The following is a 17,259-nucleotide window of genomic DNA, read 5'->3' as shown; positions in this document are numbered from 1 at the left end:
CGCCGGCAAGCGAGAATTCGCCGGCCGCATCGACGGCACCCGAGCGCCAACCTGTCGCGATCCTCGCGAATGACGGCGCCCAGTCAAAGTCCGGAAGTATTCAGAATGATGGAATGGATCCCGATCGTCCTGGTGACGTTCAAGCTGCTCGTGTTCGGCACCGGCATGTTCTTCGCCATCAAGTGGCATTACGACAAAGAGAAGAAGAGCCGGAAGAAGTGAGTCGAAGCGCGAGCCCAGGGCCACTCGCATGGCGAGTTTGAAACGGGGTCGCCCGCGGGAACGCAGCATGCCGCTCAGCCTGCGAGCGGGCCCGCGTCGTGGCCCGGGAGCAGGCCATGTCCGAAGAAGCAAGTTTCGCCTCGCCCTCCGGTGAACTCGGGCCACTCGTCGATGTCGGCGACCCTGGGCAGGTGGACGCGTGGGCCAGGAAGCTCGATGTGTCGCCGCAGCAGATCCGGGAGGCCGTCGCCGCGGTCGGGACCTCGGCCGCCAACGTCGAGGAGTACCTCAAGGGCACTCGCGCGACCACGAATGCGGACAGGACGTCCAGTGCCGGGACGAACTGAGGTCGCGAGCGACTGCCGGTCCCGCTGCGGTCGCGCCGAAGGCGAGCGCTGAGCTCGGGGGCTGCCGCATCGCGTAGTCAGCGCCGCGGCGTGGGGTCCTGCGCGCTCCGTGGCGAATTGCATCCCACCGTCGAGAGCTGGTGTCGCTGCAGGGCTGCGTGCCACGCCGGGCTGCAGGCCACCGCTTCCGTCGCGGCGAGCAGCCGGTCCGTCACCCGCTCATCGGGCACCCGGATGACCACGCGGCGCACGATGACCTGCGGTTCCGGGAACGACCGCCACTTGAAGGGCTGAAAACATCCCGCGAGCTCGCCGCTGCCGGCCAGCTCGGAGCGGCTCATCACCACGAAGTCCACCCGTCCCAGGCAGAGCTTCTTCAGGTTGGACACGTGGTCAGGCGCATCCTCCCGCTTGATCTTCCGCGCCTCGACATACGGCCCGAGCACGCGATAGATGTGCCCGGCAATCGCGCCGAAGCGCATGCCGACGAGGTCCTCCGGCGAGGACATCGGCAGCGGGCGCAGGCTCACCAGCACGTTCTCGTCCACCAGCAGCGGCACCGACCATTTGCCGGCCCTGGCTTCCTCCGACAGGAACTCGGGCGCGAGGAACACGGCGAGGCCCTGAAACCGCGGGCCTTCGAGCCTCAACTCCAGGCGCTTGCGCGGCACGGTCTCCAGCGTCAATGGCACCGGCAGCCTGGACGCGTCTCGCAGCAGCCGGACGAAGGTCGGCGCCAGGCCGCTCTCGGCGGCCTCGCCAGCCTGTACGAAGGGCGGCTGGGAGTAGCTGTTCAGGACGACGTAGCCCGTGCCGGGTTCCTGGGCGATCGCCGTCGCCGGCATCAACAGCGCGGCGAGGAGCAGCCCGACGGTGGCGGGGGCTCCCCAGCGGCTCGGCGCTTGGGGCGTCGCGAAGGGACTTGCCGAGGCGATCCGGCCGTCCGTCCGGGCGGACGGGTCGACTTCAGGTGCGGAACCCCGGCGCAGCATCACGGCCTCCGCTCGGCATCCCGCGACAGCAAGGTGCTCAGCTCCCGCTCGAGGTGGTTGAAGTCCACCGGCTTGAGCCAATAGGCGGCGGCGCCCGCGTCCAGCGCGCGGCGCCGGTCGGTCTCCGCGGAGAAAGCCGTCACCATCGCCACCGGCACCCGGCTGTCCGAGGGCAGGGAACGCAGCCGGCGCAGGACCTCGAGGCCATCGCAGTCCGGCAACTGCATGTCCAGCAGCACGACGTCCGGGCGGAAGCGCTGGAATCGCTCGACGCCATCGGATCCCGTTTCCGCCACCTCGAAGTGCAGGCCGGGGAACCGGGTCGCCCACTGCTGCATCACCAGGATGTTGACGGGGTTGTCCTCGATGTAGAGGACCTTCCCCACCAGATCAGTCTTGGAAGAGTGTCGCGCCTCCATCGCCATTCCTCACCTTCAGCGCAGTTCGCGGCGGCAATGGCAGGCATGCGGCAATCCCGGTGCCGGGCCTCGGTGCCCGGACGTCGTGGCGGATCCTCAGGCGAGGGACAGGTCCACGCGGAAGGTGATCTCGTGGGCGGATGCCCGCGGGCGTTGCCATGCAGGACGGCGCGCAGCGCACGCTGATAATTCGGCGCATGAAACTCGTTGTCGCAGTTCATTTCGACGGTGCCCAGGCGAATGCCGCGGCGGTGGCTTTCGACGCCTGGGATGCGGCGGAGCCGATCAAGACCTATGTCTCGCCCATCGCGCCGGTCGAGAAGGCCGTCCGGGGTGCCGTCGACCTGAGGGAAGTCGCCTGCGTGATGCAGCTGCTGCGCGAGCACGGCCTCGCGCCCGAGCTCCTCCTGATCGACGGCTTCGTCCATCTGGATACCGATGAAACGCCGGGCGTTGGCCGGCATCTGTATGAGGCGCTCGGCGGCGCGATCCCGGTCGTCGGGGTGTCGAAGAAGAGCCTGCCGCGCTTGTCTGCGCAGTCGGAAGTGCTGCGGGAAGACGAAGCGCCGCCCTTGGTGGTGACCTGCGCGGGGATCGACATCGGCGCGGCGAAGGTGCGGCTGCGGTCAATGCACGGCAGGAAGCGGGTGCCGACGCTCATGAAGCTCGCAGCACGTCTCGCGAAGAACAAGGAGTAAAGCCGGGCGGGCTCGGCCGCCCGGTCCCGATGTCACGCCTTCATTCGCCGCTGGGCTTCCACATCGAAGCGCTTTGCTGGTCGCGGTGAATCGTCTCCGCGTCCGGACTCCACCCCCCACCGAGCGCCTTGAAGGCGCCGACGGCCGCGCGGGCCGAGCCGGTGCGCGCCTGGACCTGCGCATCGGAGGCGCGGAGCAGGTTCTCGTCGGCCTGCAGCACTTCGATCAGGCTGACGACGCCCTTCTGATAGGCGGCGAAGGAAGCCCCGCGCGCGCGCCGAAGGGCATCCACGCCCTGGGCGAGCACCGCCGCCTGCGCTTCGCGCTTGACCACGGCGGTGAGGGCGTTCTCGACGTCCTCGCCCGCCTGCAGCACGGCCAGGCGGTACGCGGCGAGCATCTCGGCCTCCTGGCCCCGCGCCAGGCGGATCTGCGCATCGATGCGGCCGAAGTCGAACAGCCGCCAGCGCAATCCGACGACGCCGGCCGCCTGGCTCGCGCCGCCGCTGAAGAGCTGGCCCGCCGACACCGACGTCGCACTGCCGATCAGGCCGCTCAGCGAGAGCTTGGGGTAGTACTCGGCCATGGCCGCGCCGATGCGCGCGTTCGAGGCGGCCAGATGCCGCTCGGCGACGATCAGGTCGGGCCGCCGCTGCAGCAGGTCGGCCGGGGCGCCGATGCCGGCGATGCCCGGCGCGATGGGCACCTCCGCGTCCGCGAGCCTGGCCGCATCGGTGCCCGCCGGGCTCCCGAGCATCACGTCCAGCGCGTTCCTGGCCGCGTCCAGGCCCTGCTCGAGTTCAGGAATGGTGGCCTGCGCTTGCGCCAGCGCGCCCTCGGCCTGGCTGACTTGCAAGTCGGCTGCCAGTCCCTTGCCATTCAGCAGACGGACGGTGGCCAGAAGGTCCTGGCGCGTGCGGACCTGATCCCGCGCGATCACCAGGCGCGCCTGCAGTCCGCGCAGGGCGATGTAGAGATCGGCCGTCTGGGCGGCCACGGCCAGCCGCGCCGCCACGGCGCCGGCTTGCGAGGCCTGGTACTCGGCGATCGCGGCTTCCCGCTCACGGCGCAGGCCGCCGAAGATGTCCAGTTCCCAGCTCGCGTTGCCATTCAGCTCGTAAGCGCTGCCGTGGCGATCGAATCCCGGCCGCGAATCGAGGATGCGCCCGAGCGGGGTTTCGACGGACTGGTAGGCGCGCGCCGCCTGACCGCTGACGCTGCCGATGGGCAGCAGTGCGGCGTTGGCGGCGCCCACGCCCGCTTGCGCCTGGGTGACACGCGCTGCCGCGCGGGCGAGGTCCAGGTTCTGCGCCAGCGCCAGCGTGACGACCCGCGTCAGCTGCGGATCACCGAAGCCTTCCCACCAGCGCACCAGGTCGGCGTCCGCCGCCGCCTGTCGCTGGTCCAGTTGGGATTGCCCATGGAAGCGCTCCGGCAGGACGGGCCGGGGCTGGACGTAGTCGGGACCGACGGCACATCCGGCCAAGCCGGCCGCCATCAGCGATGCAACAAGGGATGCGGCGGCGAGGCTGCGCGACATGGGGGGACCTCTCAAGAGCTGGACGTGATCTGGATGTTTGTAGTGACTATATTACCAAATGGTCACTCGTTGTCCATCCGGGTCGTGTCGCGTAAGCTGCCGTGATGAAAACGACAAGCAGCGCCCCAACGCCCTCGCGTGGCCCCGTCGACCACGAAGTCCGCGACCAGGTCGTCGCCGCGGCCACCGAGCACTTCAGCCGCTATGGCTACGAGAAGACGACGGTGTCCGATCTGGCCAAGGCCATCGGCTTCTCCAAGGCCTACATCTACAAATTCTTCGAGTCCAAGCAGGCCATCGGCGAAATGATCTGCGCCCAGTGCATCGCGGAGATCGAGGGCTCGGTCGCGGCCTCGCTGGCGGACGCGGCATCGCCGCCAGACAAGATCCGCCGCCTGTTCAAGGCCTTCACCGAGGCCAGCCTGCGGCTGCTCTTCCAGGACCGCAAGCTCTATGAGATCGCCGCCTCGGCCGCCACGGAGCAATGGGCCGTGGTCGCCGCCTATGACCAGCGCGTGCAGCAGCTGCTCCGCGACGTGCTGCAGGAAGGCCGCGCCAGCGGCGACTTCGAGCGCAAGACCCCGCTCGACGAGACGGTCATGGCCATCTACCTGGCCCTGCGTCCCTGTTTCAACCCGCTCATGCTCCAGCACAGCCTGCACCTGGCCGAGGAAGCGCCGGCGCATCTCTCGAGCCTCGTTCTGAGAAGCCTGTCACCCTGAATTCGCGTCTTTTCGCCGAGTGACCGTTGACTAAATTGGTCACTAGTTCCAGAATGGAAGCCTGATCACTCGTCATTGGGGCTTTCATGCGCCGGCGTCGCCTTCCCGTTTCCACGCTTCTTCTCAGCCTGCCGGTCCTGCTCGCGGCCTGTGGCGAGAAGCCCGTCGCAGATCCCCGGACCGAGGCGCCGCTGGTGCGCGTGGCCACGGTGCAGACCGCGGCGCCCACCACCCGGTCGTTCACCGGCACCATCGGCGCGCGGGTCCAGAGCGATCTGGGTTTCCGCGTTCCCGGCAAGGTGCTGGAGCGGCTGGTGGATGCCGGACAGACCGTCAAGCGCGGCCAGGCGCTGATGCGCATCGATCCCGAGGACCTGAAGCTGGCCGCCCATGCGCAGCAGGAGGCGGTGGCGGCGGCGCGGGCGCGGGCGCGGCAGGCCTCCGAGGACGAGGCGCGCTATCGCGATCTGCGTGGCACCGGCGCCATCTCCGTGTCCGCGTATGACCAGGTCAAGGCGGCGGCCGACGCCGCGCAGGCCCAGCTCAGCGCAGCCGAGGCCCAGGCCGATGTCGCCCGCAACGCCAGCCGCTATGCGGTGCTGCTGGCCGATGGCGACGGCGTCGTCATGGAGACGCTGGCGGAACCGGGTCAGGTCGTCGCGGCGGGACAGCCCGTGCTGCGCCTGGCACACGCGGGGCGGCGCGAGGCGATCGTGCAGTTGCCTGAAACGCTGCGCCCGGCCCTGGGCTCCAGCGCCCAGGCAACGCTTTTCGGCCGCGGCGGCGACGCATCGCCCGCCAAGCTGCGGCAGCACTCGAACGCGGCGGATCGGTTGACCCGCACCTTCGAGGCCCGCTATGTGCTGGAGGGCGAGCTCGCCAGCGCGCCGCTCGGCGCCACGGTCACCGTGCAGATCCCGGAAGGGGCGGCGTCGCCGGCCGCCGGCGCCTACGTGCCGCTGGGCGCGTTGTTCGATGCCGGCAAGGGCCCGGGCGTGTGGGTCGTCCAGGGGGAGCCGGCCAAGGTGTCCTGGCGGCCGGTCGCCGTCCAGCGCCTGGACGAGGAAGGCGCGCACATCGGCGGCCAGATCAAGCAGGGTGACCGGATCGTCACGCTCGGCGCGCATCTGCTGCGCGAGGGCGAGCAGGTCCGCGTCGGCTCCGGCGCGGCGGTGGCGTCCACAGCGGGAGCCCGTCCGTGAGCGAAGGCCGATTCAACCTGTCGGCCCTCGCCGTGCGCGAACGGGCCATCACGCTGTTCCTGATCCTGTTGATCTCGCTGGCGGGCGTGGTCTCGTTCTTCAAGCTGGGGCGCGCCGAGGATCCCTCCTTCACGATCAAGGTGATGACCATCATCACGGCCTGGCCCGGCGCGACCGCGCAGGAGATGCAGGACCAGGTGACCGAGAAGATCGAGAAGCGCCTGCAGGAGCTGCGCTGGTACGACCGCAGCGAGACCTACACCCGCCCGGGACTGGCCTTCACGACGCTCACGCTGCAGGACAGCACGCCGCCCTCCGCGGTGCAGGAGGAGTTCTATCAGGCCCGCAAGAAGATCGGCGACGAGGCGCGCAACCTGCCGCCCGGCGTGATGGGCCCCTTCATCAATGACGAGTACTCGGACGTCACCTTCGCGCTGTACGCGCTCAAGGCCAAGGGCGAGGAGCCGCGCCTGCTGGTGCGCGACGCGGAGACGCTGCGCCAGCGGCTGCTGCACGTGCCGGGCGTCAAGAAGGTCAACATCGTCGGCGAGCAGGCCGAACGCATCGAGGTGCAGTTCTCGCAGGAGCGCCTCGCGACCCTGGGCCTCTCGCCGCAGGAGGTGTTCGCCGCGCTCAACAACCAGAACGCGCTGACGCCGTCCGGCTCGGTGGAGACGCGCGGGCCGCAGGTGTCCATCCGCCTGGACGGCGCCTTCGACGAGCTGCAGAAGATCCGCGACACGCCGCTGGTGGCGCAGGGGCGCACGCTGAAGCTGTCCGACATCGCCACGGTCAAGCGCAGCTACGAGGACCCCGCGACCTTCCTGATCCGCAACGGCGGCGAGCCCGCGCTGCTGCTGGGCGTCGTCATGCGCGAGGGATGGAACGGACTGGACCTGGGCAAGGCGCTGGACCACGAGGTCGGCGCGATCAACGCCGGCCTGCCCCTGGGCCAGGCCCTGAGCAAGGTGACCGACCAGGCCGTCAACATCGACGCCTCGGTCGACGAGTTCATGGTCAAGTTCTTCGCCGCGCTGATGGTGGTGATGCTGGTGTGCTTCGTCAGCATGGGCTGGCGGGTGGGCCTGGTGGTCGCCGCGGCGGTGCCGCTGACGCTGGCGGTGGTCTTCGTCGTGATGCTGGCCACCGGCAAGAACTTCGACCGCATCACGCTGGGCTCGCTGATCCTGGCGCTGGGCCTGCTGGTGGACGACGCCATCATCGCCATCGAGACCATGGTGGTGAAGATGGAGGAGGGCTACAGCCGCGTCGCGGCCTCCGCCTACGCCTGGAGCCACACCGCGGCGCCGATGCTCTCGGGCACGCTGGTCACCGCCGTGGGCTTCATGCCCAACGGCTTCGCGCGGTCCTCGGCTGGCGAATACACCGGCAACATGTTCTGGATCGTTGGCATCGCGCTGATCGCGTCATGGGTGGTGGCGGTGGTCTTCACGCCCTACCTCGGCGTGAAGATGCTGCCCGAGCTCAAGCGCGTCGAGGGCGGGCATGACGCGCTCTACGGCACGCCGAACTACCAGCGCTTCCGCCGCATGCTGGGCTGGGTCATCGCGCGCAAGTGGCTGGTCGCCGGATCGGTCGTCGGTCTCTTCGTCCTTTCGGTGCTGGGCATGGGCGCGGTGAAGAAGCAGTTCTTCCCGGTCTCGGACCGCCCGGAGGTCCTGGTCGAGGTGCAGATGCCTTATGGCTCGTCGATCGCCCAGACCAGCGGCGCCGCCGCGAAGGTCGAAGCCTGGCTGGCCAAGCAGGGCGAGGCCAAGATCGTCACGTCCTACATCGGCCAGGGCGCGCCGCGCTTCTACTTCTCGATGGGCGCGGAGCTCCCCGATCCCTCGTTCGCGAAGATCGTCATCCGGACGGACAGCCAGGACGAGCGCGAGGCGTTGAAGCTGCGCCTGCGCCGGGCCATCGCCGACGGCCTCGCGCCCGAGGCCCAACTGCGCGTGACGCAACTCGTCTTCGGCCCCTACTCGCCGTATCCGGTGGCGTACCGCGTCAGCGGTCCCGACCCCGAGGTGCTGCGCGGGATCGCCGCCGAAGTGAAGCAGGTGATGAATGCCAGTCCGCTGATGCGCACGGTGAATACGGACTGGAACTCGCGCGTCCCGGCGCTGCATTTCAGCTTGCAGCAGGACCGCCTGCAAGCCGTCGGCCTCAGCTCCAGCGCGGTGGCGCAGCAACTGCAGTTCCTGCTCAACGGCGTGCCGGTCACGGTGGTGCGGCAGGACATCCGCAGCGTGCAGGTCATCGCTCGCGCCGCTGGCGATTTCCGGCTCGACCCGGCCAAGCTCGGCGACTTCACGCTGACCGGCGCGAACGGGCAGCGCATCCCGCTGTCCCAACTGGGCGAGATCGAGGTCCGTTCCGAGGAGGCCGTCATGCGCCGGCGCGACCGCGTGCCGACTATCACGGTGCGGGGCGACATCGCTGAAGGCTTGCAGCCACCGGACGTGTCGACAGCCATTTCGCATCAGCTGCAGCCGCTGATCGCGAAGCTGCCCAGCGGTTATCGCATCGAGCAGGCCGGCTCGATCGAGGAGTCGGGCAAGGCGACGACGGCAATGCTGCCCCTGTTCCCGATCATGGTGGCGCTCACGCTGCTCATCATCGTGCTGCAGGTGCGCTCGCTGTCCGCGATGGTGATGGTCTTCCTCACCAGTCCGCTGGGCCTGATTGGCGTCGTGCCCACGCTGCTGCTGTTCCAGAAGCCGTTCGGCATCAATGCGCTGGTGGGCTTGATCGCGCTGTCGGGCATCCTGATGCGCAACACGCTGATCCTGATCGGGCAGATCCATCACAACGAGCAGGCCGGCCTGACGCCCTTCCACGCGGTGGTCGAGGCCACGGTGCAGCGCGCCCGCCCGGTGATCCTGACGGCGCTGGCCGCCATCCTGGCCTTCATTCCGCTGACCCATTCGGTGTTCTGGGGAACGCTGGCCTACACGCTGATCGGCGGGACCCTGGCGGGCACCGCGATGACGCTGGTCTTCCTGCCCGCCATGTACGCCATCTGGTTCAAGCTCAAGCCGGGCGATGCCACGGTCGAGTCCACGTCTCCTCTCTTTCCCGCTGCAAAGGACGCCCATGTCTGATTCCCAAGTTGTCGTGATCACCGGCGTGTCGTCGGGCATCGGTCGCGCAAGCGCTGAACTCTTCGCCAAGCGCGGCTGCAAGGTCTTCGGCACCGTGCGCAACGTCGCCAAGGCCTCGCCCATCGCGGGCGTGACCCTGGTGGAGATGGACGTCCGCGACAGCGCGTCGGTGGAGGAGGGGATCCTGGCGGTCCTGAACCAGACCGGGCGCATCGACGTGCTGGTCAACAGCGCCGGCGTGACGCTGCTCGGGGCGGTCGAGGAGACCTCGGTGGAAGAGGCCCAGGCGCTCTTCGACACCAACGTGTTCGGCGTGCTTCGCACCACGCAGGCGGTGCTGCCGTCGATGCGCAAGCGCCGCGCGGGCAGGATCGTGAACGTCAGCTCCGTGGTGGGCTTCCTGCCGTCGCCGTACATGGGCGCGTACTCGGCGTCCAAGCATGCCGTCGAGGGCCTGTCCGAGACGATGGACCACGAGCTGCGCGCCTTCGGCATCCGCGTCGCGCTGGTCGAGCCGTCGTTCACGCGGACCAACCTGGACCTGAACGCACCGCAGGCGGCCTCGGCCATTTCTGCCTATGACGCGGAGCGCAAGCTCGTGGTCGCCGCGATCGAGAAGAGCGTCAGGAAGGCGCCGGAGCCCGAGGGCGTGGCGCGGACCATCGTCGACGCGGCGCTCGGTCCGTGGCGGATGCGGACCACGCCCAAGGGCGAGGCCACGTTGCTCAAGCGGCTGCGCCGCTTCATGCCGGCGGGTCCCGTCGATGCGGGACTGCGAAAGAACTTCGGACTGTCCTGATGCCCCGGACGCCGTGCGCGTCCGGTCTTTTCGTTCCTTGATGAGGAGGTTCCCATGCGCCTGGTCACTGCTTCAGCCGCCGTGCTGCTCTCGCTTGCGCCCCTGCTGGCGATGTCCCAACCCAAGACGGAGCTGGCGCCTTCCAAGGTCGCCAAGAACTGTCGCAACGTCAGCGCGGAGATCCGCTCGGGCGCGCCGCTGACCCGCGAGGCGGTGGTCGCCGAGATGGTGCGCGCTCGCGCGGAAGGCGAGATGGACTACCACATCAGCTCCACACCGCCTGCGGGCGCGCGACCCCTTTGCGAATCGTCGCCGGCGGCGTTGGCCGCATCGGCGCCTGCCGCGAGCGCTACCGCCCGTTGACGATCGAGGTGCGCTCGATCGGCGACGAGCCAGCGTGATCTCCCTCCGCGCCGTCTGTCCGACCTCACATCAGCAAGGTTGAGGATGGCGCGCCCCAGAGCGCGGCGCCGCCCCCTAGATGTCAAGTTGAGGGGCCTCCCGGTGACGCCTAGATTGGCAGTCGAGTGGCGAGTCGTGGCCGGATCCTCCGGTCACGAAGCCCGCCGCTTTCGACGCTGCTTCTGGTGCGTCAATGAACAGGGAGACTTCAATGAATGAGCCGAAAGTTGGCCTGGCGAATCCCTACGCGGTTGCTGAACTCGCGTTGGGCAGGAACGTGCGCTGGAGTGCGGTCACGGATCGAGATGCCTTCGTGAAGAAGACGCTCGGTGCGTCGGTCGAGGAGCTGTGCAAGCCGGTCCCCGGCAACCTCCTCGTGAGCGGCCTGGCCGACTCTCAGGGATCGCTCGCCGGCATCCAGGAGATGAAGCCCGACCAACGGGCCAAGGCCCTGGGGTCGATGGCCAAGGGCAGCCCGATGGAGGCGGTGCTGTCGAAGCTGTCTCCGGACGCCCTGCAACGTGTCGTCGGCGCGTTGGCCGGCGGGGACAAGGGCAGCGCGCCGTCGGCCACCGCGGCCAAGGGCGTCACGGCGCCCGGATACACGCCGCCAGGCGCGGTCTGGGCCGATCCCGGCGACTTCTTCGAAGAGGCCGCCGAGTACTTCGACCCCGTCCAGGGCGCGCTGGGCGATTGCTACTTCATCGCCGCGCTGTCGGCGGTGGCGTGGTCGCGTCCCTACGTGATCATGCAGCGCTCGCGCGCCACCGGCGCCGCGGCGGCGAGCTTCGTCGATCGCATCGACTTCTATTCCGGCGGCCTGAAGACGATGGAGGTGTCGGAGCGCGTGCCGCTCGTGACGAGCACGAATGCCTGGATCTATGCGCGCTCGTCCGAAGCCGGCGAGATCTGGCCGGCGGTCTACGAGAAGGCCTTCGCGAAGTGGAAGACCAATGACGCGACCGACGAGCCGAACTACGGGCCGATTGCCGGCGGCTGGCCGGTGCAGGCGACGACGGAGTTGACCAATCTGACGGGCGTCACCAAGACCTGCTCGGCGCTCAGCGAGGACGACATCTGGACGGCGGTGCGGTCCAACTGCCTGTCGTATCGCACCTTCAATCCGATGACCGCCTGGACCTTCTGCCAGACGCCATCGCCGGTGGAATACAGCGGCACGGGCATCGTCGGTTATCACGCCTACACGATCCTGGGCTGGGCCTACGTCAACAACACGAAGTACATCGTGCTTCGCAATCCGTGGGGACACAACAGCCCGGTCATCAACAGCCTCCCGGGCAACTGGTCGGCGTATGACACGAGCTTCTGGCGCTCGGTGCCCTTGAATGCCGGCGGTGTCTTCGCGATTCCCGCGGGCACCTTCAAGAAGTACTACTGGCAGTTCGGTTGGGCGAGTTGAGCGCACGGAGCGCACGGCTCCAAAAGCGGGTCCCGTGACGGCCTCCGCGCCTGGCTTCATCCAGGCGCGGAGGCCGTTGTCGTCGCGCCGATTCTCCGACCGGCGTTGACATCGGAAAGGCGCCAGGATGGCTCCAGTGCTGAGCGTGGCTGACAACGGCAAGACCATCGACCTGCGAGTCGGTCATTCGGTCCTGCTGCGCCTGCCTGAGAACCCGAGCACGGGATACGGCTGGACCGTCGATGCCGATTCCCGTCTGGTGGAGGTCGGCGAAAAGCGCTATGTCCATTCGTCGGAGACGGTTGGCAGCGGCGGCGAGTCGCAATGGTCGATCAAGGCTATGGCACCAGGCACGACGATGCTGAGGCTCAAGCACTGGCGGGAATGGGAAGGGGAGGGGGCGGTGACGGAGCGATGTGAAGTCGGACTGGTGATTTCGGCTTAGCGCTGGCCGCGGCTTCTCTCGGTGAAATGGCGCTCTCGCCACATTCCGATCACTCACTTGGCCGAAACTTCCATCGCAAAACGGTTATTTAACTGCGAACACAGGCTAAGACGGAGCAATTTCCGCTTGGAGGCTAGGTGCCAAGTGACGACAGGCAGCGGCCGATCGATCGCGCGCGTGTATCCATCCGACGGCAATGCTCCTTCGATTCCATCTCACCAAAACCGAAACTGCAGCCATGGAATTCGCTGGTTATCGGTAACGGGGGAATGGTCAGATGGCGCCTAAACACTCCTTCATCCTCAAGATGAAGGATGCACGCCAGTAAAGCTTTGCGCATAAGCAACACTCGGCCTTGCTAAGCCTTGCGATTGCCAAGGACTATCCCAATCCCGCTGCAGCCCTGGGAGGGTCCATGGTGAGGGTTCAAGCCGTAGAGCGCGTCACGCCAACGATGACGCCCGCAGAATTTGTACGGAAATGGGGCCCGGGCACGAAGGCCGACAAGCTCAATGAGCGGGCCGGCGCGCAATCCCATTTCATTGACCTCTGTTCGTTGCTGGGTGTTCCATCGCCAACGGATGACGAAGACGATGGCTACCGCTTCGAACAGGGATTCCAGGGCGTGGCAGGGCGCCAGCTCTATGCCGACGTTTGGAAGCGAGGATTCTTCGCCTGGGAATACAAGCGTCCCGGCGAGGATCTGCGACAGGCGTTGCAGCAGTTGATGCAGTACGCGCTGCCCCTGGAGAACCCACCGCTGCTGGTGGTGAGTGATCGCCGGCGCATCGAGATCCACACCCACTTCACCGGCTGGCCAAGCATCAGCCATGAGATTCGACACGAGGAACTGTTGGAGCCGAGGGTCGCGGCCAAGCTTCGCCAAGTATTCACTAACCCCGAGCAGTTCCGGCCAGAGCGCAGTTCTAGGCAACTAACCACTGATCTGGCTGCTCGATTTGCTCAGGTGGCCGGCGGCCTGCGGGACCGAGGCGAAGACTCCTTCAAGGTCGCTCACTTCCTGACGCAGTGTGTGTTTTGTTGCTTCGCCGAGGACGCCAAGCTGCTGAAAAACAATGAGTTCCGGCATGTAGTGCAACGGCAGCAAGACCCTGATCGCCTACGTAGGAGGCTCGCCGAGTTGTTCACGCAGATGCGTACCGGCGGCGACTTTGGTGCCGACGAGATCGCTTGGTTCAATGGCGGCCTATTCGCCCAAGTCGACGTGCCGGCACTGACGCTTGCAGAGATTCAAACCCTCGGCGAGGCGGCCGAAGCTGACTGGCGGGCGATTGACCCAACCATTCTCGGAACGCTCTTTGAGCGCGGGTTCGACCCGTCGAAATCCAATCTTGTCGGCGCCCACTTCACGGACCCGCTCATGATCGAGAAACTGATAGACCCTGTGCTGCGAAAGCCGTTGCTTGCTGAATGGACCGCTGTAAGAGACGAGATCTCCGGCCTGTTGAGCTCTCGCGACTACATGAACGTACGGGCCCGTGGCGTACCTAGCAAGAATCCGGACCTGCATCCGCGATACGCTGCCCTGCGGTCACAGGCAAGTCGCGCGGCGAATAAGGCTCAGACATTGTTCGCTGCCTTTTTGGAGCGACTGAAGAACTATCGCGCCCTTGACCCGGCGTGTGGCAGTGGCAATTTCCTTTACATGGCATTGCGGGCGCTGAAGGATATAGAACTCCAAGCGAATCTCGATGCTGAGAGAGTAGGACTTGAACGGCAGTTGCATTTTCAAACCGGACCTCAGAACGTCTTAGGCATCGAGAAGAACGAATTCGCTGCGGAATTGGCCAGGGCCACGGTCTGGATCGGTGAGTTGCAATGGATGAGGGATAACGGCCTAACTCCTGATGAACGGCCCGTCCTTAAGCCGCTCAATCAAATTGAGTGTCGGGATGCTCTTCTGGGCGCCGACGGCTGCGAGGCTCCTTGGCCACAGTCTGACGTCGTCATAGGCAATCCCCCCTTCGTCGGTGACAAGAAGATGAGAACGGAGCTCGGCGACACCTATACCGATACCTTGCGTACTGTGTTCAAGGGGCGCGTACCGGGTGGCGCCGATCTGGTTTGCTATTGGTTCGAGAAGGCGAGAGCGCGGTTCAATGCCGGGGAACTGGAATACGCCGGGCTCGTTGCCACTAACTCGATCCGAGGTGGAAAAAATCGAGTAGTCCTAGATCGACTTGTCGAGTCAGCTCCGATCTTCGAAGCTTGGAGCGACGAGCCTTGGGTCAATGAGGGGGCAGCCGTCCGAGTATCGATCATCGCCGTTGGCCATTCGACGACCGAACGTCGACTCAATGGTCTCATCGTGCAGAGGATTGACCCCAGTCTCAGTTCTGGCGAAGCAAGTCTTCATGGCAGCCGTGTTCAATCTAGTTCGCGCGTGGCCTCATTTCAGGGGCCCGTGAAAGTCGGGCAATTTGATGTCCCTGGACATGTCGCGCGGATGTGGCTACGACTTCCAAATCCAAACGGAAAGAGCAATGCGCAGGTGCTTCGGCCGTTAGTAAACGGCTTGGATCTGACTAGACGTCCGACGGATGTCTGGATTGTCGACTTCGGGATGGCGATGTCGGAGACGGATGCTTCGTTGTTTGAGGCCCCGTTTGCACATGTGAGAGAGTACGTCCGCCCGTTTCGGCTTAAGCAGCGACGACAGTCGCGAGCTCGCTGGTGGTGGCTTCATGGTGAGACCGTGCCTGGCCTTCGCCGCGAACTTGCACGAATCGATCGATATGCCGTAACGCCTCGCGTCGCTAAATTCCGCATCTGGTCATGGCGCAGCTCGATATCGCTGCCCGACTCCGCTGTTGTCGCAGTCACACGAGCCGATGACGCGACCTTTGGCGTTCTTCACAGTCGTTTTCATGAACTGTGGTCACTTCGCGCCGGGACGTCTCTAGAAGATCGACCGCGGTATACGCCCACGACATGCTTCGAGGCTTACCCATTTCCATACGGGATGACACCGGCTGCCACATCCAGTTTGCAGACGATAGAGAACAATGGGATTCGCATTCCTGCAGGTTTGGAGCCGGATGTTAAAGAACGGGCAAACGCGATTGCAGTGGCGGCGGCACGGTTGCTTGAACTCAGAGAGGCGTGGCTGAATCCAGTCGAATGGTGCCTGCGCGTACCCGAGGTCGTGCCTCTCGGAATGAGTCGTTCCCCGTACCCGGATCGGATCGTCCCGATTCCTGGCTTTGAGAAGGAAGTCGCAAAGCGAACCCTGACGAATCTGTACAACCTCCGACCGGTTTGGCTGGTCCGTGCGCATGAGGCTTTGGACTGCGCGGTCGCCGCTGCCTATGGATGGCAGGACTACACCCCGCAGATGGTGGACGATGAGGTCCTTAGGCGGTTGCTGGCGCTGAATCTGGAGCGCGCCGAGACGCAGCCAGGAAAACAGCAGGAGCTTCCGCTTCTCGGGCTAGTGGCTGGTCATCGCGCTCCGGCGGTTAAGCGTCAACGCAGCACGGGAACGAAGAAGGTGAAGCGAACGGCCTGAGTGTCCCCGGACCGTTTGACTGCTTGGGCCAAGCCATCGCCGCGAAGCAGCCTTTGGTCTGTGACCGCTCATGGCCCCGACGCGCAGCTCATTGGCTCCCCAGAAAGCCGTCGTTTGACAGCACACGATGGTCGCCTGCTCGTCGCCAGCTGTTCGGGGCGGGGCGGGGCGATGCGATGCTGCTGCGCTCTGGCGCAAGAGCTCATCCCGTGAAGCTCAGCCTCCAGCTGGCTCAGGATCGCGGCAGGGAGTCCACAGGGCTGCCCCTGTCTCCGACTCCGCATCGCTTGTTCGCCTCCGCGAGCGATGCGATCCGCGCCAGCCATGAAAGTGATCCTCTTCCTGACCGCCTGCCTGCTGGCGCCGGCGGTCCTGACCTTTGCGCACCAAGTGCGGATGTTGCGACGTGAACTCCGAGCCTCGGTTCAAGCAGGTGGCGTGCTGCGCGATTGCGCCAGCGCCTCTTCGGCCCTGTGCTGCATCGCTACCCACCGACCCGCCGCGCAGCCCGACTCGTCAACGCGAAACGGCGGCCGTCGCAGCGAGGATCGCCGCCGCCACGTCAGCCGGACGCGAAAGATGCGGCGCATGGCTGGTCGGCAGCGTCACCACGGTCGCTTGAATCTTCTTGGCCAGGGCGCGCTGAAGATCGGGCTGGAGCATGTGGTCCTGCTCGCTGATGACGTACCAGGAGGGCTTCGTCTTCCAGGCCGCGACGGACACCTTGGTTTCGAAGTTCTTCCCTTGGGTGAGATGCTGCGTGGCGGCGATGACCCTGGTGCGCTCCTCGGGGAGGTCCTGGGCCAGGTACTTGGAGACGCCCTCCGGCGTGAGGGCAAGGAAGCCATCCTTGTCCGCGACGAGCGTGGTGAGGCCAGGCGGCGTGGGGTAGTCCTTGTTCAGGTCGGCAATCGACTGGTTCTCGGACGGGGCATAGGCCGCGACATAGACCAGCGCCTTCACGTTCTCCTGTTGTCCCGCCTCGGTGATGACGACGCCTCCGTAGGACCAACCCACCAGGACCACCGGACCCGATTCCCTGTTGAGGACGCGGCGCGTGGCGGCCACATCGTCCGCCAGCGAAGTCAGGGGATTCTGGGCGGTCACCACTTTCAGGCCCTTTGCCTGGAGGAGCGGGATGACCTGGCTCCAGGTGGAGCCATCCGAGAACGCGCCATGAACGAGCACGACGGTAGGCTTGACCGCCCCGGCCTGTGCCGTCGTAGCGGCAGTGGATGCGAGCGCGGACGCGCCAAGGGCGGTTGCGAGGATGGCGGTCTTGACCACGGACATGAGTTTTCCTTCGGTGAACTGGATGAAATGGGGGCTGGCATCGATCGATGGACGCAACTCTAGATATGAGCCGTCAATGATTAAATGGCGTCCGTGACTCATCACATAGTCCGGAGCGT

General features: G+C 66.2%; 14 protein-coding genes. 10 read left to right on the top strand and 4 right to left on the bottom strand.

Translation table 11 applies throughout. From position 1 onward, the window contains the following. The first annotated feature begins 338 nt into the window (after positions 1–338). Positions 339–569: a DUF3606 domain-containing protein gene (locus FHT38_RS17545; protein ID WP_183482145.1), complete on the top strand. Its 231-nt coding sequence runs from the start codon at positions 339–341 to the stop codon at positions 567–569. A 77-nt stretch (positions 570–646) separates the two neighbouring features. Here the strand turns inward: FHT38_RS17545 and FHT38_RS17540 are convergent, their stop codons facing one another. Together FHT38_RS17540 and FHT38_RS17535 are read right to left on the bottom strand one after the other, a co-directional pair. Further along, positions 647–1,561: a hypothetical protein gene (locus FHT38_RS17540; protein ID WP_183492709.1), complete on the bottom strand. Its 915-nt coding sequence runs from the start codon at positions 1,559–1,561 to the stop codon at positions 647–649. Beyond that, positions 1,561–1,947 carry a response regulator gene (locus FHT38_RS17535; RefSeq protein ID WP_183492708.1) on the bottom strand — a complete coding sequence of 129 codons (387 nt, stop codon included), beginning with the start codon at positions 1,945–1,947 and terminating at the stop codon, positions 1,561–1,563. The genes FHT38_RS17540 and FHT38_RS17535 overlap by 1 nt, the downstream gene beginning before the upstream one ends. Positions 1,948–2,177: 230 nt before the next feature. Between FHT38_RS17535 and FHT38_RS17530 the strand changes: the two genes are divergently transcribed. Next, positions 2,178–2,678 carry an endonuclease V gene (locus FHT38_RS17530; RefSeq protein WP_183492707.1) on the top strand — a complete coding sequence of 167 codons (501 nt, stop codon included), beginning with the start codon at positions 2,178–2,180 and terminating at the stop codon, positions 2,676–2,678. 40 nt (positions 2,679–2,718) lie between these two features. Here FHT38_RS17530 and FHT38_RS17525 read toward each other — a convergent pair whose 3' ends face one another. Beyond that, positions 2,719–4,218: an efflux transporter outer membrane subunit gene (locus FHT38_RS17525; protein ID WP_183492706.1), complete on the bottom strand. Its 1,500-nt coding sequence runs from the start codon at positions 4,216–4,218 to the stop codon at positions 2,719–2,721. Positions 4,219–4,322: 104 nt separating this feature from the next. Between FHT38_RS17525 and FHT38_RS17520 the strand changes: the two genes are divergently transcribed. The 8 genes from FHT38_RS17520 to FHT38_RS17485 all read left to right on the top strand — a co-directional run bounded on the left by FHT38_RS17520 (position 4,323) and on the right by FHT38_RS17485 (position 15,847). After that, positions 4,323–4,940, top strand: a complete 618-nt coding sequence (locus tag FHT38_RS17520; protein WP_183492705.1) for a TetR/AcrR family transcriptional regulator — start codon at positions 4,323–4,325, stop codon at positions 4,938–4,940. A gap of 86 nt (positions 4,941–5,026) precedes the next feature. Next, positions 5,027–6,142 carry an efflux RND transporter periplasmic adaptor subunit gene (locus tag FHT38_RS17515; protein ID WP_183492704.1) on the top strand — a complete coding sequence of 372 codons (1,116 nt, stop codon included), beginning with the start codon at positions 5,027–5,029 and terminating at the stop codon, positions 6,140–6,142. Next, positions 6,139–9,252, top strand: coding sequence for an efflux RND transporter permease subunit (locus tag FHT38_RS17510; RefSeq protein WP_183492703.1), 3,114 nt, complete (start codon positions 6,139–6,141; stop codon positions 9,250–9,252). Before FHT38_RS17515 ends, FHT38_RS17510 begins: the two co-directional genes overlap by 4 nt. Next, a complete protein-coding gene (locus FHT38_RS17505) occupies positions 9,245–10,051 on the top strand; it encodes an oxidoreductase (protein ID WP_147239954.1) in 807 nt (268 codons plus the stop codon). The genes FHT38_RS17510 and FHT38_RS17505 overlap by 8 nt, the downstream gene beginning before the upstream one ends. A 54-nt stretch (positions 10,052–10,105) precedes the next feature. Then, complete coding sequence (locus tag FHT38_RS17500) at positions 10,106–10,414, top strand: hypothetical protein (RefSeq protein ID WP_183492702.1); 309 nt, start codon at positions 10,106–10,108, stop codon at positions 10,412–10,414. A 250-nt stretch (positions 10,415–10,664) separates the two neighbouring features. Then, entirely contained in the window at positions 10,665–11,873 is a 1,209-nt protein-coding gene (locus FHT38_RS17495; RefSeq protein WP_183492701.1) for a C2 family cysteine protease, read from the top strand. Between the two features lie 127 nt (positions 11,874–12,000). Continuing rightward, complete coding sequence (locus tag FHT38_RS17490; RefSeq protein ID WP_183492700.1) at positions 12,001–12,318, top strand: protease inhibitor I42 family protein; 318 nt, start codon at positions 12,001–12,003, stop codon at positions 12,316–12,318. 415 nt (positions 12,319–12,733) lie between these two features. After that, on the top strand, positions 12,734–15,847 hold the full coding sequence (locus FHT38_RS17485; protein ID WP_183492699.1) for a class I SAM-dependent DNA methyltransferase: 3,114 nt from the start codon (positions 12,734–12,736) through the stop codon (positions 15,845–15,847). A 516-nt stretch (positions 15,848–16,363) separates the two neighbouring features. On the opposite strand, the gene FHT38_RS17480 is transcribed toward FHT38_RS17485, so the two are convergent. Next, positions 16,364–17,140: an alpha/beta fold hydrolase gene (locus FHT38_RS17480; RefSeq protein ID WP_183492698.1), complete on the bottom strand. Its 777-nt coding sequence runs from the start codon at positions 17,138–17,140 to the stop codon at positions 16,364–16,366. Between the last annotated feature and the right edge of the window lie 119 nt (positions 17,141–17,259).

It is taken from the genome of Mitsuaria sp. BK041 (assembly GCF_014193085.1).
Classification (GTDB): domain Bacteria; phylum Pseudomonadota; class Gammaproteobacteria; order Burkholderiales; family Burkholderiaceae_C; genus Roseateles.
This window is presented reverse-complemented; position numbering and strand designations above follow the sequence as displayed.

Excerpts from the sequence above, each read along its gene's own strand:
- FHT38_RS17545 (WP_183482145.1), top strand. The coding sequence starts at position 339 with ATGTCCGAAGAAGCAAGTTTCGCCTCGCCCTCCGGTGAACTCGGGCCA.
- FHT38_RS17540 (WP_183492709.1), bottom strand. The coding sequence starts at position 1,561 with ATGCTGCGCCGGGGTTCCGCACCTGAAGTCGACCCGTCCGCCCGGACG.
- FHT38_RS17530 (WP_183492707.1), top strand. The coding sequence starts at position 2,178 with ATGAAACTCGTTGTCGCAGTTCATTTCGACGGTGCCCAGGCGAATGCC.
- FHT38_RS17525 (WP_183492706.1), bottom strand. The coding sequence starts at position 4,218 with ATGTCGCGCAGCCTCGCCGCCGCATCCCTTGTTGCATCGCTGATGGCG.
- FHT38_RS17520 (WP_183492705.1), top strand. The coding sequence starts at position 4,323 with ATGAAAACGACAAGCAGCGCCCCAACGCCCTCGCGTGGCCCCGTCGAC.
- FHT38_RS17515 (WP_183492704.1), top strand. The coding sequence starts at position 5,027 with ATGCGCCGGCGTCGCCTTCCCGTTTCCACGCTTCTTCTCAGCCTGCCG.
- FHT38_RS17505 (WP_147239954.1), top strand. The coding sequence starts at position 9,245 with ATGTCTGATTCCCAAGTTGTCGTGATCACCGGCGTGTCGTCGGGCATC.
- FHT38_RS17500 (WP_183492702.1), top strand. The coding sequence starts at position 10,106 with ATGCGCCTGGTCACTGCTTCAGCCGCCGTGCTGCTCTCGCTTGCGCCC.
- FHT38_RS17495 (WP_183492701.1), top strand. The coding sequence starts at position 10,665 with ATGAATGAGCCGAAAGTTGGCCTGGCGAATCCCTACGCGGTTGCTGAA.
- FHT38_RS17490 (WP_183492700.1), top strand. The coding sequence starts at position 12,001 with ATGGCTCCAGTGCTGAGCGTGGCTGACAACGGCAAGACCATCGACCTG.
- FHT38_RS17485 (WP_183492699.1), top strand. The coding sequence starts at position 12,734 with ATGGTGAGGGTTCAAGCCGTAGAGCGCGTCACGCCAACGATGACGCCC.
- FHT38_RS17480 (WP_183492698.1), bottom strand. The coding sequence starts at position 17,140 with ATGTCCGTGGTCAAGACCGCCATCCTCGCAACCGCCCTTGGCGCGTCC.